This is a genomic window from Haladaptatus sp. DYSN1 (genome assembly GCF_029489995.1).
Lineage (GTDB): Archaea > Halobacteriota > Halobacteria > Halobacteriales > Halococcaceae > QDMS2.
The window spans coordinates 343,691-359,597 of record NZ_CP120470.1 but is presented as its reverse complement, the minus strand read 5'-3'; the positions used below and the strand labels follow the sequence as shown (position 1 = coordinate 359,597).

The 15,907-nt window shown below is 63.7% G+C and carries 15 protein-coding genes; 7 read left to right on the top strand and 8 right to left on the bottom strand.

Annotation, left to right across the window (positions count from 1 at the left end; genetic code table 11):
- Positions 1-131: 131 nt before the first annotated feature.
- Positions 132-1,331 (top strand): MFS transporter, encoded by a 1,200-nt coding sequence (locus tag P0648_RS01825; protein ID WP_276245946.1) that lies wholly within the window; start codon positions 132-134, stop codon positions 1,329-1,331.
- Here the strand turns inward: P0648_RS01825 and P0648_RS01820 are convergent.
- Complete coding sequence (locus P0648_RS01820; protein ID WP_276245947.1) at positions 1,328-1,696, bottom strand: hypothetical protein; 369 nt, start codon at positions 1,694-1,696, stop codon at positions 1,328-1,330. The genes P0648_RS01825 and P0648_RS01820 overlap by 4 nt on opposite strands.
- A gap of 91 nt (positions 1,697-1,787) precedes the next feature.
- Positions 1,788-2,960, bottom strand: coding sequence for an alanine--glyoxylate aminotransferase family protein (locus P0648_RS01815; protein WP_276245948.1), 1,173 nt, complete (start codon positions 2,958-2,960; stop codon positions 1,788-1,790).
- A 133-nt stretch (positions 2,961-3,093) separates the two neighbouring features.
- Between P0648_RS01815 and ligA the strand changes: the two genes are divergently transcribed.
- A complete protein-coding gene (gene ligA / locus P0648_RS01810) occupies positions 3,094-5,157 on the top strand; it encodes an NAD-dependent DNA ligase LigA (RefSeq protein WP_277504998.1) in 2,064 nt (687 codons plus the stop codon).
- On the opposite strand, the gene P0648_RS01805 is transcribed toward ligA, so the two are convergent.
- From P0648_RS01805 to P0648_RS01790, 4 genes are read right to left on the bottom strand one after another with little or no spacing between them, the layout of a single operon-like run.
- Positions 5,141-5,521 carry a MaoC/PaaZ C-terminal domain-containing protein gene (locus P0648_RS01805; protein WP_276245950.1) on the bottom strand — a complete coding sequence of 127 codons (381 nt, stop codon included), beginning with the start codon at positions 5,519-5,521 and terminating at the stop codon, positions 5,141-5,143. The genes ligA and P0648_RS01805 overlap by 17 nt on opposite strands.
- A gap of 45 nt (positions 5,522-5,566) precedes the next feature.
- Positions 5,567-6,400, bottom strand: a complete 834-nt coding sequence (locus tag P0648_RS01800; protein WP_276245951.1) for an ABC transporter permease subunit — start codon at positions 6,398-6,400, stop codon at positions 5,567-5,569.
- On the bottom strand, positions 6,397-7,305 hold the full coding sequence (locus tag P0648_RS01795) for an ABC transporter ATP-binding protein (protein WP_276245952.1): 909 nt from the start codon (positions 7,303-7,305) through the stop codon (positions 6,397-6,399). The genes P0648_RS01800 and P0648_RS01795 overlap by 4 nt, the downstream gene beginning before the upstream one ends.
- Positions 7,306-7,342: 37 nt before the next feature.
- A complete protein-coding gene (locus P0648_RS01790) occupies positions 7,343-7,618 on the bottom strand; it encodes a hypothetical protein (protein WP_276245953.1) in 276 nt (91 codons plus the stop codon).
- A gap of 321 nt (positions 7,619-7,939) precedes the next feature.
- Here P0648_RS01790 and P0648_RS01785 point away from each other — a divergent pair, with 321 nt between their 5' ends.
- From P0648_RS01785 to P0648_RS01765, 5 genes are all read left to right on the top strand, one after another.
- On the top strand, positions 7,940-8,218 hold the full coding sequence (locus P0648_RS01785) for a hypothetical protein (RefSeq protein WP_276245954.1): 279 nt from the start codon (positions 7,940-7,942) through the stop codon (positions 8,216-8,218).
- A gap of 90 nt (positions 8,219-8,308) precedes the next feature.
- On the top strand, positions 8,309-10,045 hold the full coding sequence (locus P0648_RS01780) for an excinuclease ABC subunit C (protein ID WP_277504994.1): 1,737 nt from the start codon (positions 8,309-8,311) through the stop codon (positions 10,043-10,045).
- A gap of 44 nt (positions 10,046-10,089) precedes the next feature.
- Positions 10,090-11,211 carry an SPFH domain-containing protein gene (locus tag P0648_RS01775; protein WP_276245956.1) on the top strand — a complete coding sequence of 374 codons (1,122 nt, stop codon included), beginning with the start codon at positions 10,090-10,092 and terminating at the stop codon, positions 11,209-11,211.
- 62 nt (positions 11,212-11,273) lie between these two features.
- Positions 11,274-11,780: an acyl-CoA thioesterase gene (locus P0648_RS01770; RefSeq protein WP_276245957.1), complete on the top strand. Its 507-nt coding sequence runs from the start codon at positions 11,274-11,276 to the stop codon at positions 11,778-11,780.
- Between the two features lie 80 nt (positions 11,781-11,860).
- Positions 11,861-12,343, top strand: a complete 483-nt coding sequence (locus P0648_RS01765; RefSeq protein ID WP_276245958.1) for a GNAT family N-acetyltransferase — start codon at positions 11,861-11,863, stop codon at positions 12,341-12,343.
- On the opposite strand, the gene P0648_RS01760 is transcribed toward P0648_RS01765, so the two are convergent.
- Both P0648_RS01760 and P0648_RS01755 read right to left on the bottom strand, forming a co-directional pair.
- The gene (locus P0648_RS01760; protein WP_276245959.1) at positions 12,344-13,336 is read right to left on the bottom strand and encodes a ribonucleotide-diphosphate reductase subunit beta; all 993 of its coding nucleotides are present in this window, start codon (positions 13,334-13,336) and stop codon (positions 12,344-12,346) included.
- Positions 13,333-15,744: a ribonucleoside-diphosphate reductase subunit alpha gene (locus P0648_RS01755; RefSeq protein WP_276245960.1), complete on the bottom strand. Its 2,412-nt coding sequence runs from the start codon at positions 15,742-15,744 to the stop codon at positions 13,333-13,335. Before P0648_RS01755 ends, P0648_RS01760 begins: the two co-directional genes overlap by 4 nt.
- Between the last annotated feature and the right edge of the window lie 163 nt (positions 15,745-15,907).

Below are 15,907 nucleotides of genomic sequence, written 5' to 3'. Positions count from 1 at the left end.
GAGAGTTACAGAGCAACTAACGCGCCTGATAGTCACTCTATTGAGAATGTCCGGAGTGCGTCTTTTGGCGGTGAATGGCTCATTATTCGCCAAGCACAGAGGTTTAGCCCGTACAGGTGCTTCCTACTCGTATGGTCGGGTCCGACCGATTTCGCCTCGCGCTCGTGGTATTCGTCGTCCTGTTCGCCCAGGTCCTCCTGTACCCTGGCGTCCCGGACCTGCTCGCCGCGCTCGGCGCGACTACCAGCCTCGACGCTGGGATGTGGTTTCTCACCGCCGAGTTCCTCGGCTTCGTGCTGTTCGCCGGCCTCTGGGGCACGCTGAGCGACGCCACCGGCCGCAGAGCCCCCTACATCGCGCTCGGCGCACTCGGCGGAGCCGTCGGCTACGCCCTGCTCGCGTCGCTTCCGGTCGTGGGCGTCTCCGCCTTCGGCGCGGTGCTCGTCCTCCGATTCCTCCAGGGAGCCGTCACCATCGCCGCCTTCTCGCTCGCGATGACAATGCTCATGGACTTAGACGGCGGTCACGGCAAGAACATGGGTGCTGCGGGCATCGCCATCGGCCTCGGCACCGCACTCGGCGCACCGCTCGGCGGCCGGCTCACGACAATTGACCCGCTCGCGCCGCTCTATCTGGCGAGCGGCCTCCTCACCGTGGTCGCCTTCCTCACGATATTCGTCACCGACCGCGCCCCGAAGAATCACGACGGCCTCGCCGCGGCTCTCGCCGGTCTCCGCGCGAAACCCGTCCTCCTCCTGCCCTACGCCTTCGGCTTCATCGACCGCCTGACGGCGGGCTTTTTCGCCCTCGTCGGGACGTTCTACTTCCGGACGGCCTTCGGCCTCGACGCCGCCCAGACCGGTCTCATCCTCGCGCTGTTTTTCGTCCCGTTCGCCCTGCTCCAGTATCCCTTCGGCATCCTCTCTGACCGCATCGGCCGGGTCGGGCCGGTCGTCGTCGGGTCGGGCCTCTACGGCGTGGCCGTCATCGCCGTCGGCGTCGTTCCGACGCTGGACGCCGCCCGCGCTGGAATGGTCGTCGTCGGCATCCTCGGCGCGCTCATGGCCCCGGCGACGATGGCGCTCGTAAACGACCTCTCGCGGGACACCGAACGCGGCATCGCCATGGGCGGGTTCAACATCTTCGGGAGTATCGGCTTCCTCACCGGCATCGTGGTCGGCGGGGCCGTCGCGGACACCTACGGCTTCCTCGCCGCCTTCCTCGTCGCTGGTGGCCTCGAAATCGTCGTCGCACTGGTCGCGCTACCGGTGTTCGTGCGACTGAACCTGGAGAAAAAATCGCTGTTCGGCGCGGAACCCGACGCAGATTAGCCGACCGTGATGAGTTCGTAGCCCTCGGAGACGAGTTCGCCCACGTCCGGGCCGTGGTTTTCCCGTCCGCCGAGGAGTTCGACGCCCGCCTCTTCGACGTCGTCGTAGACGCCGAAGGCGTTTGCACAGTAGCCACACGCACCAGCGATGAGGCCGCGCTCTCGTGCCTCGTCGTAGTACGTGTTCACCGGGTTGTCCGGCTTTTCATCGAGGACGGCGGGCCACTCGGTCGCCGCGCCGTCGAAGTAGACTTCTGCGGTGTACCCGGCGTCGTCTAAGTCCAGCGCGTACTCAATGCCGTTCGCTGCGGGTCCGATGCTCTTTTTGTCCGCGTTCAGGAGAATCGCGAATTTCTTGTCGGCCATTTGCGTCCGGGCCTGTGGACGGTCGAGAGGTAAGTGGCAGGCGGGTGGACGACGTGTTCGCACAACCAACCCAGCTAAAAGAGCCGCGTGTTCAGCCGTCCAGTTCGGCGCGAGCCGCGTCGAGTCCGGCTTCCGTGTCGGCGTCGAATCCGGCGTCGTTCATAGCCTCGCCGACCGTCCGAATGCCTCGGAGAATCTGGTCGTCGTCTAAGTTCCCCATGTTCGAGACGCGGAAGATACGCCCGCCGAGGTGGGCCTGCCCGCCGCTGATGGAGACGTTGCGCTCTTTGACGGCGTCGAAGAAATCGCTCGGCGATTCTTTGATGCTCTCGGGTAGCGAGACGGCGGTGAGCGTGTTCGAGTAGCTCGAGTCGTCGTTGAGTGCGGCGAACAGCGAGAGACCCATCGCCTCGAATCCGGCGCGGAAGGCGGCCGACTGACGGCGGTGGCGGGCGATGCGCGTCGACATCGTCTCGTCTTCGATTTGTTCGACGGCGACCGCGAGCGCCCGAAACAGCGGGACGGCGCTCGTAAACGGCGTCTGATGGGAGTCGGCCTTGCGCAGATGCCACTCCAGGTCCTCGTAGAAGGGAGCGCTTTCGCCGTCCAGATGCTCGACGGCGCGGTCTGCGACGTACATCGCGCTCACGCCGGGCGGTGCGGCGAGCGCCTTCTGGGAGTCGGTGATGGCGATATCGACGTTCCAGTCGTCGATTTTGAACTCGTCGCCGCCGATGCTGGTGACGCCGTCCACGACGAAGCGAGCGTCCGCGGCGGCGGCGAGTTCGCCGACCTGCTCGACCGGGTTCAGAATCCCCGTCGAGGTTTCGTTGTGAACCATCGTCACCACGTCCGTCTCGTCGGTGATGACGTCGGCGACGGCGTCGAGGTCGAACGATTCACCCCAGTCGACTTCGACGGCCGAAACCTGCGCGTGGCGGTCTGCGATGCGCTTGAACCGACGACCGAACTTGCCGTTTACGAGCGCGACGACCTCGCTGTCGTCGTGGGTGAGGTTCGCGACGGCGGCTTCCATGCCCATCGTCGCCGTGCCGTTCAGAATGAGGCTCGTTCCTCCCGCGGACGTACAGGACCCGTCGAGCGTCGAACATTCGAAGATGTAGTCGAGCCCGGACTGCGCGCGGGCGTAGGTCGCTTCGAACTCGGCCGAGCGGTGAGAGACCATAGACCCATCCATGGCTCGTCGCACGGCGTCGGTTATCGGGACTGGTCCTGGGTTCAGCAGGAGGAACTCCTCCGACATATCTCCCACTTCGAGGCCCAACAGATAACCCCTGTGGGTTTGGCCAAGTCTCGCCAGTGTTCAGGCATGTTCACACGCGACTGTCGGCGCCGTGCCCCGGAGATTTTAGCACCGGGCGACCGAAGCGTCGGTAATGACCGACGGCGACGACAATCCCTATCTCGACGACCCCGAAACCGAGTTTCGCCCCCTCGCCGACCTGAGCGAGGACGAAGCAGCCGAGGAGGTCGAATTGCTTCGCGAGGCCATCCACTATCACGACCGACGGTACTACGTCGAAAACCAACCACTCATCGCAGACCGGGTCTACGACGCGCTGTTCAGCCGCCTCCAGGACTTAGAGGACGCCTTCGACCTCTGGGCGGAAGACAGTCCGACCCGCCGGGTGGGCGAGGAACCGCTCGACGAACTCGAAACCGTCGAACACGTCGCCCCGATGAAGTCCATCGACTCCTCCGGCGAGGAGACCGACGTGCGCGCTTTCGACCAGCGCGTCCGGAACGCGGTCGGTGAGGTGGCCTACTTCTGCGAACCGAAGTTCGACGGCCTCTCGGTCGAAGTCGTCTACGAGGACGGGCGCTACGTTCGGGCAGCCACCCGCGGCGACGGCGTCACGGGCGAGGACGTGACCGCGAACGTGCGAACCATTCGATCTGTCCCCCAGCGGCTCCACGGTGACCACCCCGACACCCTCGTCGTGCGCGGCGAGGTGTTCATGCCCCGAGACGCCTTCCAGGCGCACAACCGCGAGCGCATCGAGGCCGGAGACGACCCCTTCGCCAACCCCCGAAACGCGGCGGCAGGGACGCTCCGCCAACTCGACCCGCAGATTACCGCACAGCGACCCCTCGACTGTTTCTTCTTCGGCGTGCTCGAATCGAGCCGCGAGTTCGAAACCCACGAGGAGCAACACGATTTGCTTCCCGAGTGGGGCCTCAAATCATCCGCCCGGTCGAAACGCGTGCCCGACATCGACGGCGCAATCGGGTATCGAGACGACCTGCAGGCGGCCCGAGACGACCTGAACTACGAAATCGACGGGACGGTCATCAAGGTGAACGACCTCGCGGCATGTGCGGAACTTGGCTCCACGTCGCGAGCCCCGCGGTGGGCCTACGCCTACAAGTTCCCGGCGCGAACCGAGCAGACGCGCATCGCCGACATCGTCGTGCAGGTGGGCAGAACCGGCCGCCTGACGCCCGTCGCCCTGCTCGACCCGGTGGACGTGTCGGGGGTCACCGTCTCCAGAGCGACCCTCCACAACCCCGGCGAAATCGAGTCGCTGAACGTGAACGTGGGCGACGAGATCCGCGTCGAGCGCGCCGGAGACGTGATTCCGTACGTCTCGGAAGTTGTCGAGAAACACTCCGAGGGACACTTCGAGTACCCAGACACCTGCCCTGTCTGTGACAGTCCGGTCGAGCGCGAGGGGCCACTCGCGTTCTGTACCGGCGGGTTCGCCTGCCGCGCCCAACTCGAACGCGCCGTCCAGCACTACGCCAGTCGGAGCGCACTCGACATCGAGGGTCTCGGCGCAGAGAAGGTGGTTCAACTCATCGACGCCGACCTCATCGAGACCATCGCCGACCTCTACACCCTCTCGCGGGAGGACCTGGTTGAACTCGAGGGGTGGGGCGAGAAGAGCGCGGACAACCTGCTCGCGGAACTCGACGCCGCAAAACAGCCCGCCCTCGCTGACTTCCTCGTCGGACTCGGCATCCCGTCGGTCGGGCCGACCACGGCTCGGTCGCTCGCCCGAGAGTTCGGAACCCTCGACGCCGTCATGGAAGCAAGTGAAGCAGCGTTACAGGACGTGCCGGACGTCGGTCCGACGGTCGCCAGTGACATCCACGCCTTCTTCGACTCCGAGGAGAACCGCCGCGTCATCGAGCAGTTACGCGAGCGCGGTGTCGAACCCGAGACGGCAGAGACGGCCGCCGGAAACGAACTCGACGGTCTCACCTTCGTGTTCACCGGCAGTCTCTCGGAGATGACTCGCGGCGAGGCACAGGAACTCGTCCAGCAACACGGGGCGAACGCCACAGGAAGCGTCTCCGGGAACACCGACTACCTCGTCGCCGGGGAGAATCCGGGCGCGAGTAAAACGAACGATGCGGAGGAAAACGACGTGCCGATTCTCGACGAGAAAGCGTTCTGGGACCTGCTCGAAACAAAGGGCGTCACTGCTTCCAGATGAGCCCCGAGATGTCTCCCGAGAGGACGACTTCGTCCGCCTCGTTCGTACACGTCGTGGTCGCGTCGATATTGTAGCGGTCTTCTCGCTCGTCGATGGTGTCGAGAACCATCTCGCAGGTGATGGTTTCGCCGGTGAAGACGGGTCGGCGAAACCGAAACTCCATCGTGTGCGCGAGGAAGTTGATGTCGCCGCCGAGTTTGGTGGGGAGGGTAGCGGTGAGCAGGCCCTGAGCCATGAGTCTGCCCTCCTCGTCGGGTTCGGTGTGGCGGGGCTGGTCGTCACCGCTAATCTCGCCGAACTGGTGGACGTCCTCGTGCATGAAGCGACGCTGGTGCGTGTAGGTCTCGCCTTCTTCGAGCTGCATCAGTGGCGGAGGCCACGAAGGCGGGAAAGAAAGGTGTTGTGCGCCTCAGAGGTCGGCGTTCTCGAAGCGATAGTAGCCAATCGCGAGAGGGACGGCGGCCCAGACGAGCAGGACGAGCAGGCCGAACCACGGTTCCATGAATACCGACGGCACGTTTCCAGCGGACTGGATGCCCGCGTTCGCCGGAAGCACCAGGCCAATCGCGTTGCTGTAGGCCGAACTCGGACTGATGTTCGCAATGAACAGGTACCAGTCAGGCGGATTCGGGGTGAAAAACACTCCTTCAATCGCGTAGAGGAGCAGCGACGGGATGAACCCCCAGACGAACTCGAAGAGGACGAAGAAGGCGAACACGAGTGCCGTGGCCTTCGACGCAGAGCCGGTCGCGCCGGAGATGCCGACGCCGACGCTCACGAACACGACGCCGAACAGGAGCGTGAGCAGGGTGAAGCCGACGAACGCCGACGCGGAGAACGAACTGTAGAGCACGACCACGACGACGGCCGCGAGGACGAACCCGGCGAGGATGGCCGTCGCGAGGACGCCAGAACGACCGAGCAGTTTCCCGAGAACCACGTCTCGGCGGGTGTGTGGGAGCGCGAGCAGGAACTTCAGACTCCCGCTCTCGCGTTCTCCGACGATTGCCTTGTACCCGACCAGCAGCCCCGTGAGTGGGACGAGTGTGCCGACTGGCCCGAGCAGGAAGACGATGAGGCCGACGGTAGAGAGTGCTCTGTTCCCGGCGGTCGGCGCGATGTATTCGGCGAAGACGTACGCCGCACCGACGGCGAAGAGGACGAATACCGTGGCGAGCGCGATGAGGACTTTCGAACGGATGGCGTCCGCGAAGTCCTTCTTCGCGACGGTGACGGCGGTCACGCCGAAACCTCCGTGTACGAGGCGAACAGGTCTTCGAGCGACGCCTCTTTCGTCGAGAAGTCGGTCACGGTCGCGCCGTTGTCTTCGAGCGTGGTGAGGACGCGCGTCTTCGTCCCGTCCTCGCAGGCGACTGTGACCGTGTCGTCCTCGTGAGATACGTCGAGCACGCCCGGCAGCGAACGGACGGCGTCGAGCGCGCCGTCAGGAAGTGCGGCGACGGTGATGACGAGCGTCGTCCCCGCGCCGGTCTCGTCTCTGAGCGCAGAGAGCGTGTCCTCGGCGACGAGTTCGCCCTTCCGGAGAATCCCAACGCGGTCACAGATGGCTTCGACCTGTTCTAAAATATGACTGGAGAAGAACACGGTCGCGCCGCGGTCGCGTTCTTCGGTGATGATGCGACGCATCTCGCGGGCCCCGTTCGGGTCGAGGCCGGTCGATGGTTCGTCCAGGATGAGCAGTTCGGGGCTGCCAGCGATGGCCATCGCGAGTGCCAGTCGCTGGCGCATCCCCTTCGAGTACCCACCCGCTTTCCGGTCGCCCTCGCCTTCGAGGCCGACTCGTCGGAGGAGTGCGTCGGGGTCGTCGCTCGCCTCCTTCGATTCGATGGCGAACTCGACGTGCTTGCGGCCGGTCAAACGGTTGTACACCGAGAAGCCTTCGGGGAGGACGCCCGTCTGCTGGCGAACCGCGAGGCTTTCGGCCTGCGCGTCGTGGCCGAGGACGGTAACCGTCCCCGCCGTCGGGCGGATGAAGTCGAGCAGGAGGTTGATGGTGGTGGACTTTCCCGCCCCGTTCGGGCCGAGAAAGCCATAGATTTCGCCGCGCTCGACCGTCAGGTCGAGGGTTTTCAGGGCGGCCACGTCGTCGTATCGCTTGGTGACGTTGGCCAGTTCGATGGCGGCCATACGTGGCGCTTCCGCGCTTTCGGTGAAAAGTGTTGGGTCAGACTTCGTCGTCCGGGTCGTGGCGCTCGGCCATCCGCGCGGCCTCTTTCTCGTAGCGTTCGCGCGTCTCCTCGTCGGCTACGTCATACACGTTTGCCGGGTCGGCGCTGATGGCGGCGGTGGTCGGAATACGCCCGAGGGCGGCCGTCGAGCGTTCTTTCGGCAGGTACCGCGCGCCGTCTTCGGTGGCGTAGACGAGCGAGATGAGTCCCTTGTCGTCGTAGGTGCGATGGACCAGCCAGAGGCGCAGGGAATCGTCCGTGTCAGGTGACATCTACGGCCCCGTTAGGGAGTGGATACGTTTAATCTGGCGGGACCGGTCGCCGGTCGCGGACGCGCAGGATACGACGTTCGTCCGACACTTCGACCTCGGTGAGCGTCCGGTTCGCCGAGCCGTTAAATATCGCTTTCAACGCACCAGAAACGATATGCTTGTGGAAACGAATGAAACGGGCTGAAACGGTGGTAAAACGGTCGTACACCCTTATCCTGCGGTCACCAGATTGGACAGGTGCAAACCATGAACCAATCGAGGAGTGGGGAACACACGGACACAGGATCGCGCACGTGGACTAGACGCGCCGTCGTGGGCACGGTGTGTGGCACCGCGATCGCCGCGGTTGCCGGCTGTACCGGCCCCGGCGGGTCGGCGAACAACACGACGACGACCGAACAGACGACCATCGGTGAGACGACCAGCGAGGAGATGACCGAAACCACGAGCGAAGAAACGACCAGCGAGACCACTACGACGATGAACGAGACGACGACCATGGACAACGAAACTACGACGATGGGCAACGAGACGACCACGGTCAACGGGACGACAGGAACTACCGAGGAGGAGACGACAGAAACAACAGAGGAGACGTAGGGACGGCGGGGAAGCGAGGAGCGTTCGGGGGAGGGGAGTGAGGCGGAGGCCGCGCGTTACGTTCAACCGTCTCCGGGCGATACGAGGGGTATGGACGCGGCCGCCCTTCGGGAGCAGGCGACATCCCTCCCCAGCGAGCCGGGGGTCTACCAGTTCCTGGAGGGCGACACCACGCTCTACGTCGGGAAAGCGGTCGACTTACGCAGTCGGGTGCGGTCGTACGCCGACCCACGCAGTTTTCGCATCGGACAGATGGTCGAACGCGCAGAGACCGTCGACTACGCCGTCACTGACACGGAGACGCAGGCGCTGTTGCTCGAAGCGAACCTCATCAAGCGCCACCAGCCGAAGTACAACGTCCGGCTGAAAGACGACAAGTCATATCCACTCGTCCAGCTCACGGGCCACGAGTACCCGCGCATCGAAGTGACCCGCGACCCCGAGCAGGGCGCGACCGTCTTCGGCCCGTACACGAACCGTCGCCGGGTGGACGAAGTGGTGAAGGCCATCCGTGAGACCTACGGTATCCGGGGCTGTTCTGACCACAAATTCGCCGGGCGCACTCGCCCTTGCATCGACTTCAACATCGGGCTGTGTACTGCCCCCTGCACCGGCGAAATCGGGAAGGGAGCCTACGTCGCCGACGTGGATGCTGTCGTCCGCTTTTTCGAAGGCGAGAGCGGCATACTCACGGAACCGCTCGAGGCCGAGATGGAACGCGCCGCCGCCAATCAGGAGTTCGAGCGGGCGGCGAATCTGCGCGACCGCCTCGACGCGGCCCGTCGGTTTCACGGGGGCGGCGGTGACGTCGTCGCCAAATCGGGGAGCGAGATGGTCGTGGACGTGCTCGGCGTCGTCATCGAGGGCGAGACGACGACGGTGGCCCGCCTGCACAGCGAGCGCGGCCAACTCGTCGACCGCAAGCAGTACACTATGGACGCCCCCGAGGGTGGCGAGGAACGGGTCGCTGCCGTGCTCGCTGCGTTCATCCCGCAGTTTTACGCCGAGCGAGAGTTGCCCGACGCCATCTTGCTGCCAGAGCGCCACGACGACCCGGAAATCGACCGATGGCTGGAAGCCGAAGGGGTCTCCGTCCGCGTACCGGGCGCGGGCCGCGAGGCGACGCTCGTCGATTTGGCGCTCAAAAACGCCCGGCGGTCGCCGGCAACCGACGAGGGTCGGGCACTCGGCGACGCCCTTGGCATGGGTCGAATTCGTCGCATCGAGGGGTTCGACGTGAGCCACGCCCAGGGGAAGGCCGTCGTCGGGAGCAACGTGACGTTCGTGGACGGGTCGGCAGCGAAGGCCGACTACCGGCGGAAGAAGCTCACCGACACGAACGACGACTACGCGAACATGCGTGACCTGATTCGCTGGCGGGCAGAACGCGCCGTGGAGGGTCGAGACGACCGCCCGGACCCCGACCTCCTGCTCATCGACGGGGGCGAAGGGCAGTTGAATGCCGCCCGCGAGGCACTCTCGGAAGTCGGGTGGGACGTACCAGCCATCGCTCTTGCGAAGGCAGAAGAACTCGTGATTACCTCCGAGGGGACCTACGACTGGCCCTCGAAGGCACCGCAGCTGCACCTCCTCCAGCGCGTGCGCGACGAGTCCCACCGCTTTGCGGTCCAGTACCACCAGACGCTCCGCGACGAGGTGAAGACCGTCCTCGACGACATCCCCGGGGTCGGTCCGGAGCTGCGAAAGCGACTCCTGCGACGGTTCGGAAGCGTCGATGGCATCCGGGCCGCCTCGGTGAGCGAGTTGCAGTCGGTGGCCGGCGTCGGTGCGTCGCGGGCCGAGCAGATACGCCGTCGCCTCCAATAGTCAACGAGGCTAACAATTAACTCGGGGTACTGAGAAGTGACCGTATGGATAGCTTCTTCTACCAACTCGGAAAGCTCTCGAGAGGCGCAGACGGGGGCGGTCTGGGTCGTGTAGTCGCGCTCGCCGCCGCCGTGGTTCTGTTCCTGGTCCTCCTCTCGGTTCTCGACGGAATCGCGATTCTCGGCCTCCTCGCCCTCGCCGGGGCGGCCATCATCGTCGCGAAGTCCGTCGTCATCGTCCAGGCCTACGAAAAGCAGGCGCTCACCGTCTTCGGTGAGTTCCGCGACCTGCTCGGTCCCGGTATCCGATTCGTCCCGCCGTTCGTCTCCGAGACCTACGCGTTCGACATGCGGACCCAGACGATGGACGTTCCAGAGCAGGAAGCCATCACCCGCGACAACTCGCCGGTCATCGCGAACGCGGTCCTCTACCTCAGAGTGACCGATGCAAAGCGGGCGTTCCTCGAAGTGGACGACTACATGCGCGCCACTTCGAACCTCGCCCAGACGACGCTGCGCGCTGTGTTGGGTGACATGGAACTCGACGACACGCTCTCGCGGCGTCGCGAGATAAACGACCGCATCCGCCGCGAACTGGAAGGGCCCACCGACGCGTGGGGCATCCGCGTCGAGGCGGTGGAGGTCCAGAACATCACGCCGAGTCGCGACGTGGTCGCCGCGATGGAAGAACAAACCTCGGCAGAACGTCGCCGCCGCGCGATGATTCTCGAAGCGCAGGGTGAACGGCGCAGTTCCATCGAGCGCGCTCAGGGTGAGAAAGACTCCTCGGTCATCCGCGCACAGGGTGAAAAGCAGGCCCAGATGTTAGAAGCGCAGGGTGACTCCATCGCGACGACGCTCCGGGCACGCGCCGCGGAGGCGATGGGCGAGCGGGCCGTCCTCGACAAGGGACTGGAATCGCTCGAAGCCATCGGGACGAGCCCCTCCACTACCTACATCATGCCACAGGAACTGACCTCGCTGGTCGGCCGCTACGGCAAGCACCTCACCGGGAGCGACGTGAGCGCGAACGGCGAGGAACTTCTGAGTCAGGCGTTCGACGCAGAGACCCGCGAGTTGCTCGGGCTGGACGACATCGACGAGATTCTGAAGCAGGTAGAAGTGGCGGAGGCGAATACGGTGCCCGAAGAAGTCGAAGCCGAGTAGCAATTTAATTTTCAATAAGACAATTTCAGTTGTTTTATGCAGTTCCACCGGGACGTGTGCGTATGGCTTCGGACGACGCCACGACGACGGCCACGGGTACGACCACGCTCGACGCTTCGTTCACGGAGATGAGCGAGATTCTGATGCCGAACGATACGAACAATCTCGGCCGCGCCCTCGGTGGCTCTGTCCTCCACTGGATGGACATCTGCGGGGCGATTGCAGCGCGACGCTTCTGCGAGGGGCAGGTCGTCACCGCGTCGATGGACCACGTCGATTTCACGGGGGCTATCGACCTCGGAGACATCGTCACGCTCGAAGCCTACGTCTTCGACACCGGTCGGACGAGCATGGACGTGAAGGTGAACGTTTCCGCAGAACGCCCGAGCGAGGGTGAGTGCCAGCAGACGGCAACCTCGTTTTTTACCTTCGTCGCCCTCGACGAGGCCGAACAGCCGGCCACGGTTCCCGACCTCGACTGTCCGACGACGAAGCAAGAAGGGCTGCGCGACCTCGCGCTCGAACAGCGGCGGGCGCGTCGGATGGAACTCGCGGCCGCACTCGAATGACGGACGCAACTGGACTGGCGATAACTTCACATAACCCGTCTTTCTGTCCATCTCAAGCCACCCGATGACGACAGGACTGTATGGAGATACGACGCGCCACAGAAGCCGACTTCGACGCCATCAGAGACGTCGCCTACGCCGCGTGGAAGGCGACCTACGACGACATTCTGGACGAGGACACCATCACTCGGACGGTCGAAGAATGGTACGCGCCCGACGCGCTTCGAACCCTCATCGACCAACGGGAAACCGACTTTCTCGTCGCCGACGATGGCGGGGTCGTCGCGTTCTGCCACGGCGTCTCGACCGCGAACGAGGGAGACATCGTCCGCCTCTACACGCATCCCGACCGCTGGGACGAGGGTATCGGCTACCGACTCTACGAGCGATTCCGCGACGACCTGCGCGACGACGGCGTGGCCGAGATGCGAGCCATCGTCGTGGACGGCGATGAAATGGCGGAGACGCTGTTTACGCGAATGGGCTTTCGAAAGTCGGGGTCGGGCAGCGTGACGATGGCCGACCAGGAAGTGGCAGAGTCGGTGTACTCACGGGCGGTTTAGTTACCAGTCGAGCGACCCACCGCTCTGGTACTCCGTGACCTTCGTTTCGAAGAAGTTCTTCTCCTTGTTCAGGTCGACCGCCTCCGACATCCACGGGAAGGGGTTGTCAGTGTGGAACTGCTTTTCTAAGTCCAGTTGTTGCAATCGACGGTCTGCGATGTACTCGACGTATTCTGCGAACTGTTCCGCGTTCATCCCGAGAATCGCGTCCGGACAGGCCTCGCGGGCGTATATCTGTTCGAGTTCCACGGCCTCGACGATGAGGTCGGTCACCTCCGCATCGAACTCCTCGGTCCAGACGCCCGGATGCTCGCGGCGAATCTCGTTTACGAGGTCCACGCCGAAGGCGAGGTGGACCGACTCGTCGCGCATGATGTACTCGAACTGCTCGCCGATGCCGACCATCTTCCCCTGTCGCTTGAGGGCGAGCATCATCGCAAACCCAGCGTAGAAGAAGATGCCTTCCATGATGACGTAGAAGCCGACGAGGTCGCGTAAGAACGCTCGCACGTCGTCGTCCGTCTCGATGGTGAAAGTCGGGTCGTCCACCACCTGCGTGAGTTCGACCACGAATTCGTCTTTCTCAGCGATGGAGGGAATACGGTCGTACATTCCGTAGATGTACTCGGGGTCGAGGCCGAGCGAGTCACAGCAGTAGATGAACGTGTCCGTGTGGATGGCCTCCTCGTAGGCTTGCCGAAGGAGGTACTGGCGACACTCGGGGGCAGTCACGTACTCGTAGAGGGCGAGGACGATGTTGTTCGCGGTGAGCGATTCCGCCGTCGAGAAAAATCCCATGTTCCACTCGACGAGGCGGCGTTCCTCGTCGCTCAATTTCCCGTTTTGCCACTGGAACACGTCGTCCTGCATCGGAACCTCTTCTGGCGTCCAGTTGTTCGCGACGCCCGCCTTGTAGTACTCGCGGGCCCACCCGTAATCGATTGGCAGAATCTTGTTCGGGTCGTGTTCGGTGGTGGTATCGAGGAGCGTCATTGGCAGGACTCGCAGGTCGGGTCGGAGACGCGACAGAGGTCTCCCTCGTCTGTGTTCGATTGCTCGCCGCGGGTCTGGGTCTTCCCGTATTCATCTAGGTCGAGGGTGGACTTCTCGATTTGACTCGCGCCGAGCGTTCTGAGGTAATAGGTCGTCTTCAGGCCGAGTTCCCAGGCGGTGGTGTAGATGTCGTCTAAGAGTTTGCCGTCGGTGGCCGGGAAGAAGACGTTGTGGCTCTGGCTCTGGTCGATCCAGACGCCTCGCTGGGCGGTGAGGCGCAACTGGTGGCGCGGGTCGATTTCGAACGCGCCGCGGTGTTTCTCGCGAAGTTCCGCGGGGATGTCTCGAATCTCTTGAATCGAGCCGTCGTGGTACTTGATTCGGTCCACCATGCCCGCATCCCAGAGACCCGCAGCTTTCAGGTCGGCGACGAGGGACTCGTTTACGACGGTGAACTCCCCGCTCATGTTCGACTTGACGTAGAGATTCGAGTAGATTGGTTCGATGGAGGGCGTCGTCCCCGCAATCGTCGAAATCGTCGCGGTGGGAGCGACCGCCATCGTATTCGAGTTGCGCATCCCGTGGTCGGCGACGTGGTCACGGAGTTCGTTCCAGTCGAGACGTTCGGTCACGTCGAGGGGAATCTCCCGGTAGCGTTCGGCTTCGAGCAGGTCGATGGTGTCCTGTGGGAAGATTCCACGTGACCACTTCGACCCCTCGTAGGAGTCGTACGAACCGCGTTCTGCGGCGAGTTTCGACGACCCGAGAATCGCGTGGTAGGAGACGAACTCCTGGGCTTCGTCCGCGAAGACGACCGCTCGTTCGGAGGCGAACGGGATGTCCTGTTCGAGGAGAGCAGCGTGAAAGCCCATGACGCCGAGGCCGACAGGTCGATGGCGCAGGTTCGACCGCTCTGCTTCCTCGGTCGGGTAGAAGTTCAGGTCGACCACGTTGTCGAGCATTCGCATCGCTGTCTCGACGGTGTCGGCGAGTTTCTCGCGGTCGAGGCCGCCTCCGGTGACGTGTCGAGAGAGATTTACCGAGCCGAGATTGCAGACGGCCGTTTCCTCCGCGTTCGTGTTGAGCGTGATTTCGGTACACAGATTCGAGGAGTTCACCACGCCGGCGTGGTCCTGTGGCGACCGGACATTACACGGGTCTTTGAACGTAATCCAGGGGTGACCCGTCTCGAACAGCCGGGTGAGCAGTTTCCGCCAGAGGTCTTTCGCGGCGACCTGCTCGTACTGGCGAAACTCGCCCGCCTCGGCACGGCGCTCGTACTCACGGTACTTCTCTGTGAACTCCTGACCGTAGGTTTCGTGGAGGTCGGGCACCTCGTCGGGAGAAAAGAGCGTCCACTGCTCGTCGGCCTGGACGCGCTCCATGAACAGGTCTGGAATCCACGCGGCGGTGTTCATGTCGTGGGTGCGACGGCGCTCATCGCCCGTGTTCCGGCGCAAATCGACGAACGCCGGGAAGTCGAGATGCCAGCATTCGAGATAGGCGCAGGCCGCGCCGCGACGCTTTCCCGAGCGGTTGATGGCCGCCGTCACGTCGTTCGAAATCTTGAGGAACGGGACGACGCCGGTGGATTCGACGCCCGTGCTCTCGATGAGTGCTCCCGCTGCCCGGAGATTCGTCCAGTCGTTGCCGAGGCCCCCGGACCACTTCGAGAGATTCGCGTGCTGTTTGTAGGCGTCGAAGATGTCGTCCAAATCGTCGCGAACGGTGGTGAGATAACACGACGAAAGCTGTGGATGGGCAGTTCCGGCGTGGAACAGCGTCGGTGTCGAGGTGACGAAGTCGAGCGATGAGAGGACGTCGTAGAAATCGACGGCGTGGTCGATTCGTCGCTGTTCGTCCTCGTTCAACGCGAGACCCATCGCCACGCGCATCCAGAACGTCTGGGGGAGTTCGAGCGGTTGTTCGTCCGTCTCTGGGCGCAGGAAGTACCGCTGGACGAGCGTCTCCATTGCCATATAGTCCAGTCGGTCGTCGCGTGACGGGACGAGACAGTCTGCGAGTTCGTCAAGGTCGTACTCGCCCATTCGGGCGTCGAGCAGGCCGCTGTCCACGCCCTCGCGGATGCTCGCCTTGAAGTGGTCGCGATACGCCCTATCCACGTCGTCGGAGAGCGGTGTGCCGAGCAGACGTTCGTAGTACCCACGGCGAAATACGGCGGCCGCGAGGCGGTCGAACAGGGGGTCGCGCTCGATGCGAGCAGTGAGCGACTGGACGACGGCCTCAAACAGTTCTTCGCGCGACGTCCCGTCGTAGAGGGTGCGTTCGATTTCAGAGACGAGTTCGTTGCGCACGTCGGGTGCGAGCGACCCCTCGACGCTCCCCGATGCACGGTCGAGTATCGTCTGTACCGAGTCGGTCTGTGAGTTGGATTGTTGGTAACTCATGGATAGATTTCAGCCGAGCGTTGCCACTCAGAGCCGGCGCAGAGCGCCGCTCGAAACCGAGAGCGGCCTCGGCCGCGGTGTATGCAGTCGTGCTCCGCCATCGCGGTTAAACCTTTCCAATATTGGTTTCAATAAAACAAATTTAGTTGTATTAAGAGGCCGT

Excerpts from the sequence above, each read along its gene's own strand:
- P0648_RS01795 (WP_276245952.1), bottom strand. The coding sequence starts at position 7,305 with ATGGCCGCCATCGAACTGGCCAACGTCACCAAGCGATACGACGACGTG.
- P0648_RS01825 (WP_276245946.1), top strand. The coding sequence starts at position 132 with ATGGTCGGGTCCGACCGATTTCGCCTCGCGCTCGTGGTATTCGTCGTC.
- ligA (WP_277504998.1), top strand. The coding sequence starts at position 3,094 with ATGACCGACGGCGACGACAATCCCTATCTCGACGACCCCGAAACCGAG.
- P0648_RS01760 (WP_276245959.1), bottom strand. The coding sequence starts at position 13,336 with ATGACGCTCCTCGATACCACCACCGAACACGACCCGAACAAGATTCTG.
- P0648_RS01790 (WP_276245953.1), bottom strand. The coding sequence starts at position 7,618 with ATGTCACCTGACACGGACGATTCCCTGCGCCTCTGGCTGGTCCATCGC.
- P0648_RS01820 (WP_276245947.1), bottom strand. The coding sequence starts at position 1,696 with ATGGCCGACAAGAAATTCGCGATTCTCCTGAACGCGGACAAAAAGAGC.
- P0648_RS01805 (WP_276245950.1), bottom strand. The coding sequence starts at position 5,521 with ATGCAGCTCGAAGAAGGCGAGACCTACACGCACCAGCGTCGCTTCATG.
- P0648_RS01775 (WP_276245956.1), top strand. The coding sequence starts at position 10,090 with ATGGATAGCTTCTTCTACCAACTCGGAAAGCTCTCGAGAGGCGCAGAC.
- P0648_RS01815 (WP_276245948.1), bottom strand. The coding sequence starts at position 2,960 with ATGTCGGAGGAGTTCCTCCTGCTGAACCCAGGACCAGTCCCGATAACC.
- P0648_RS01765 (WP_276245958.1), top strand. The coding sequence starts at position 11,861 with ATGGAGATACGACGCGCCACAGAAGCCGACTTCGACGCCATCAGAGAC.
- P0648_RS01780 (WP_277504994.1), top strand. The coding sequence starts at position 8,309 with ATGGACGCGGCCGCCCTTCGGGAGCAGGCGACATCCCTCCCCAGCGAG.
- P0648_RS01770 (WP_276245957.1), top strand. The coding sequence starts at position 11,274 with ATGGCTTCGGACGACGCCACGACGACGGCCACGGGTACGACCACGCTC.
- P0648_RS01755 (WP_276245960.1), bottom strand. The coding sequence starts at position 15,744 with ATGAGTTACCAACAATCCAACTCACAGACCGACTCGGTACAGACGATA.